We start from the raw sequence: 5,409 nt of genomic DNA, 5'->3' as shown, positions 1-5,409 counted from the left end.
ATCATCGGCAGCGTGATGATGAAAAATACCTTCAGCGGCGCGGCGCCCAGATCCATCGCCGCCTCCTCGATGGAGTGATCCAGCTCGCGCAGCCGCGACGAAATCACCACCGCGACGTAGGCGGTACAGAAGGTCACGTGCGCCAGCCAGATGGTCAGCATCCCGCGATCCGACGGCCAGCCAATCGCGTGTCCCAGCGCGACGAAAAGCAGCAGCAGCGACAGCCCGGTGATCACGTCCGGCATGACCAGCGGCGCGGTGATCATAAACGCAAAGCCGCTCGACCCGCGAAAGCGGCCAAAGCGCACCAGCACCACCGCGGCGATAGTGCCGAGGATCGCCGCCGCCGTCGCCGCGCAGGTGGCGATAGTCAGGCTCAGGCCCACGGCGCTCATCATCGCATCGTCGTGGAACAGCTCGCTGTACCAGCGCGTCGACCAGCCGGCCCACACCGTCACCAGCTTCGAGCTGTTGAACGAGTAGATAACCAGCATCAGCATCGGCGCATACAGGAAGGTAAACCCAATCACGAGGATTAATATTCGCCACGGCGAACGCACTACCGGCAAATCATTCATCCGTGTTCCCCTATCTGTTTTTGCTGATGCTTGTGGAACCACATAATCGGTACGATCAGCAGCAGCAGCATCACGATGGCCACCGCCGACGCTACCGGCCAGTCGCGGTTGTTAAAGAACTCCTGCCACAGCACGCGGCCGATCATGATGCTGTCCGGACCGCCGAGCAGCTCAGGGATAACGAACTCGCCCACGGCCGGAATGAAGACCAGCATCGAGCCGGCGATAATGCCGCCTTTGGTCAACGGCACGATCACCTGGAAGAAGGTTTTCAGCGGGCGAGCGCCCAGATCCAGCGAGGCCTCCACCAGCGAGTAGTCGATGCGCGTCAGCGCGGTATAAATAGGCAGCACCATAAACGGCAGGTAGGCGTAAACGATGCCGATATAGACCGCCAGGTTGGTGTGCAGAATCTCCAGCGGCTGGTCAATGACCCCCAGCCACAGCAGAAAGTTATTCAGCACGCCGTTGCTTTTCAGCAGCCCCATCCACGCGTATACGCGGATTAAGAACGAGGTCCACGACGGCAGGATCACCAGCAGCAGCAGGATATTGCGCGTTGACGGCTTGCTGTGCGCCACCGCCCACGCCAGCGGGTAGCCCAGCAGCAGGCAGCAGAGCGTGGAGATCCCGGCCACCTGCAGCGACTGCAGATAGGCCTCAAAGTAGAGCGGATCGTCGGTGAGCTGCAGGAAGTTCGCCAGATTAAGGGTAATCGTCAGCTGACCGTCGGCCCACTCCAGCAGATCGGTATAGGGCGGAATAGCCCGCGCCATCTCCGCGAGGCTGATTTTAAAGACGATCAGGAACGGCAGCAGAAACAGCAGCGTCATCCACAGATACGGCAGCGCAATCACCAGCTTGCGGCCATGGGCCATTTGCAGGCGCGTCAGCCACGGCGTCGCGGCGTCCGGCTTTTTCGCCCCTGCCGGCGGTTCTAATGTACTCATCGCCCTCTCCTTACACCGTCAGAACGACGCAGCTGTCCGCGTCCCAGCATAAACGGACTTCATCACCCCAGGTTGGCGCACCTTTGCGATGACGATGTTCGTTCTGCAGCTGGGCGCTAAGCATCTGCCCGCTTTGCAGTCGCACGTGGTAGATAGACAGATCGCCGAGGTAGGCAATGTGGATCACTTCCCCGACGGCAAAGTTGTAGCCGTCCGCCGGCGGCTCGTCGCAGAGCATGATTTTCTCCGGACGCAGGGCAACCCACACCGGCACGTTATCGACGACGGAAGCGTCGGGGTCAACCTTGAGCGGATGCACCAGCCCCGGCGACTTCAGCACCAGGCCGTCCTCCAGCCGCTCCTGCACCAGCCCTTCAAAGACGTTGACCGAGCCGATGAACTCCGCGCTGTAGCGGGTCGTCGGGTGCTCGTAGATCTCCTCCGGTTCACCGATTTGCACGAACTTGCCGCGATTCATGATCGCAATGCGCCCCGCCATGGTCATCGCCTCTTCCTGATCGTGGGTCACCATGACGCAGGTCGCCCCCACGCGCTCGAGGATGTCCACCACCTCCAGCTGCATTCGGTCACGCAGCTTTTTATCCAGCGCGCCCATCGGCTCGTCGAGCAGCAGCAGCTTCGGCCTTTTTGCCAGGCTGCGTGCCAGGGCCACGCGCTGACGCTGGCCGCCGGAAAGCTGGTGCGGCTTGCGTTTGGCAAACTCCTGCATATGCACCAGCGCCAGCATCTCCTGCACCCTACTGGCGATTTCGGCTTTCGGCAGCTTGTCCTGCTTCAGGCCAAAGGCGATGTTCTGCTCTACCGTCATATGGGGGAACAGCGCGTAAGACTGAAACATCATGTTAATAGGCCGCTGGTACGGCGGGACGCGCGACAGGTCGACGCCATCGAGCATAATCTGCCCGGCTGTCGGCTGCTCAAAGCCCGCCAGCATGCGCAGCAGCGTTGATTTCCCGCAGCCGGATGCGCCCAGCAGAGCGAAGATTTCACCTTTATAAATCGTGAGATTGACGTCATCGACGGCGTGCTGACCATCGAACGATTTGGTCAGGTTACGGATTTCCAGCAGCGGGGTCAGCGCTTTGGGGGCTTTCATTTGTGGGCGGGAAATTAGGTCATTCACTTAAGCGCTCTCCGGCAAAAACTCACCACCGTATGGCCCGGTTGCCATACATCATTCTTTATCGTGCAGTCGCACCATCCTGGTGCGTTTTTTTAGCCGGGCATACTGCAATACTCCGGCTATTTATACCCTTTCAGGCCCGGCGAACCGGGCCATCGGGTTTTATTTCCCGCTTTTTACCTTGGTCCACGCGCGGGTGCGCACGCGGTCGATTTTTGGCTCCTGAACCTTCAGGGTGAACAGCTTGGCGAACACGTCGGCCGGCGGATAAATCGCCGGATTGCTGCGGATGGCTTCGCTGACCAGCGGCGTTGAGGCCTTGTTGCCGTTGGCGTAGTACACCTGATCGCTAATCTTAGCGATGACTTCAGGGCGCATCAGATAGTTAAGGAACTGATAGGCTTCATCTTTATTCTTAGCATCCGCCGGCATCGCAAAGACGTCAAAGAACGCCATCGCCCCCTCTTTCGGAATAAAGTAGGAGACGTTGACGCCATTTTTCGCCTCTTTAGCGCGGTTTGCGGCCTGCCATACGTCGCCCGCCCAGCCGATCGCGACGCAGATATCGCCGTTGGCCAGGTCGTTGATGTACTGCGAGGAGTGGAAGTAGCGGATGTTCGGCCGCAGCTTAAGCAGCAGATCGGTCGCCGGACCGGTATAGTCATCGGCCTTCATGCTGTTCGGGTCTTTGCCGAGGTAGTTAAGCACGGTGGCAAAAATCTCTTCCGGCGCGTCAAGGAAGGAAACGCCGCAGCTTTTCAGCTTTTCGAGGTTTTCCGGCTTCAGCACCAGATCCCAGCTATCCAGCGGCGCGTCTTTACCCAGCGCGGCCTTCACTTTATCGACGTTATAGCCAATCCCGGTGGTGGCCCACAGATACGGCATCGCGTATTTATTGTCCGGGTCGTGCTTAGCGACCAGCTTTAAGACTTCCGGGTCGAGGTTTTTCCAGTTGGGCAGCTTGCTTTTATCCAGCGGCTGGAACACGCCCGCCGCCAGCTGGCGCTCGAGGAAGCTGGCTGAAGGTACCACCAGGTCAAAGCCGGTGCTGCCCGCCATTAGTTTGCCTTCCAGTACTTCGTTGGAATCAAAAACGTCGTACACCACTTTAATCCCGGTCTCTTTTTCAAAATCGGCCACCGTGTCCGGGGCAATATAGTCAGACCAGTTATAAACGTGCAGGGTTTTCTGTTCAGCGGCAAGCGAACCGGCAGAGACGGCCATCAGCGCGCCGGTAACCAAGCCTGTTAACCATTTTTTACCAAAGGCGGTCATATCTCTTATTCCTTCTCAATGCCCGTTAAGCACGGACTTAATATACGCAATTATCCGCATGCAAAAATCATGCATATTTTTTCATTGTCTAAGAAAAGGAGAGAGGACCTCTCCCGGAATGGTTGCCCGCAACTGGAAGCAGCGTCAGAATAACTGTAGCCAGAATAAGAGGCTATAGCCCAGGTAAAATAACGGCTTTTATCAATTTTTTATGCAATATGGGTCTACGTGATAAGCCGAAAGCGGCAGAATGGCGGTGGAAAATTCTTTAATGGCGGGTTAATAGCAGAATAAAAGCGTGTAATACGCAGCCGCTCTGGCAGTGGCTGCGCTATTCACCGGCGAGGCTAGTGAAGAAAATGGTGCTGAACCTCCTGCACCGCGAGATCCTCTTCCTCATCGGCCTTATACAGCAGCTGATTGGCCGCGGCTTCGAGGATAACCATCGAGATCTGCTCCTCGCCCTGGCGGAAGAACCAGCCGAACTGCTCGAGGGTAATACCGACGCCCACCGGCAGCGCCTGACAAACCACCAGCTTGGGCAGGTTGTCGTCCTGGATATCGAGGAAGGCTTTGGCGGTCAGCGAGCTGGCGTTAATCGCCGAGAGATCCGCCGCCAGAGGCAGCAGCGCGGACGGCTTCACCTCCGCCAGCGCGGAAAAGAGCACCACGTTATCCACCAGATCGAGCTTGGCGTCAAAAATGCCGTCGAAGTTCTGCATGTGCGGCAGGTGCAATGCCTGGCAGGAATCACACTCAAAAAAGCTGATGCCTAATTCGTCGAGCCAGTGACGTAACGTATCCAGACCCGGAACGACCAGAGAATCCATATGACCTGTAACCTCTTGCTGTGGAAAAACGACGTCATAGCTTACGCAAAAAACGCGGCGCATACCATGAAAGTGTCATCAATGCGCGCTATCCGCCCATTTTCAGGCAGAATTCCGGCGTCGCCTGGCGCTCAATCCAGGCAATCATGTGCCCGGCGATATCCACGCCGGTGGTGGTTTCAATGCCCTCAAGGCCCGGCGAGGCGTTAACCTCCATCACCAGCGGCCCGCGGTTAGCGCGCAGGATATCGACCCCGGCAACGTCCAGACCGAGCGTTTTTGCCGCCTTGATGGCGATCGCTCTCTCCTGCTCGCTAATCGTTGCCACCGTAGCGACGCCGCCGCGGTGCAGGTTGGAGCGGAAATCGCCCTCTTTCGCCCGTCGCTCAATGGCCGCCACGACCTCGTCCCCTACCACCAGGCAGCGAATATCCCGCCCTTTCGCCTCGGCGATGTACTCCTGCACCAGAATATGGGCGTTGAGCACGCGGAAGGCGTCAATCACGCTCTCCGCCGCCTGGCGGGTCTCTGCCAGCACTACGCCGATCCCCTGCGTGCCCTCGACCAGCTTGACCACCAGCGGCGCGCCGCCGACCATGGCGATCAGGTCGCTGGTGTCGTCCGGGGAGTGG

At 58.4% G+C, this 5,409-nt stretch carries 6 protein-coding genes; all 6 read right to left on the bottom strand.

Features of this window, described 5'->3' with window-relative positions:
* The coding region (locus PFH44_RS24620; protein ID WP_283826455.1) for an ABC transporter permease at nt 1–578 on the bottom strand (578 nt) is incomplete at its 3' end.
* On the bottom strand, nt 575–1,528 hold the full coding sequence (gene potH / locus PFH44_RS24615; protein WP_045854611.1) for a putrescine ABC transporter permease PotH: 954 nt from the start codon (nt 1,526–1,528) through the stop codon (nt 575–577). The genes PFH44_RS24620 and potH, both read right to left, overlap by 4 nt.
* A 10-nt stretch (nt 1,529–1,538) precedes the next feature.
* Nucleotides 1,539–2,672 (bottom strand): putrescine ABC transporter ATP-binding subunit PotG, encoded by a 1,134-nt coding sequence (gene potG, locus PFH44_RS24610; protein WP_133597020.1) that lies wholly within the window; start codon nt 2,670–2,672, stop codon nt 1,539–1,541.
* Between the two features lie 162 nt (nt 2,673–2,834).
* The gene (gene potF, locus PFH44_RS24605; RefSeq protein WP_123707150.1) at nt 2,835–3,947 is read right to left on the bottom strand and encodes a spermidine/putrescine ABC transporter substrate-binding protein PotF; all 1,113 of its coding nucleotides are present in this window, start codon (nt 3,945–3,947) and stop codon (nt 2,835–2,837) included.
* A gap of 347 nt (nt 3,948–4,294) precedes the next feature.
* Nucleotides 4,295–4,777, bottom strand: coding sequence for a type III secretion system chaperone family protein (locus PFH44_RS24600; protein WP_045854609.1), 483 nt, complete (start codon nt 4,775–4,777; stop codon nt 4,295–4,297).
* 88 nt (nt 4,778–4,865) lie between these two features.
* The coding region (rimK, locus tag PFH44_RS24595) for a 30S ribosomal protein S6--L-glutamate ligase (protein ID WP_283826454.1) at nt 4,866–5,409 on the bottom strand (544 nt) is incomplete at its 5' end.

It is taken from the genome of Klebsiella sp. Ech2A (genome assembly GCF_030078455.1).
Lineage (GTDB): Bacteria > Pseudomonadota > Gammaproteobacteria > Enterobacterales > Enterobacteriaceae > Klebsiella > Klebsiella terrigena.
Note: the sequence above shows the minus strand (reverse complement) of the source record. Positions and strands in the feature narration are given on the sequence as shown.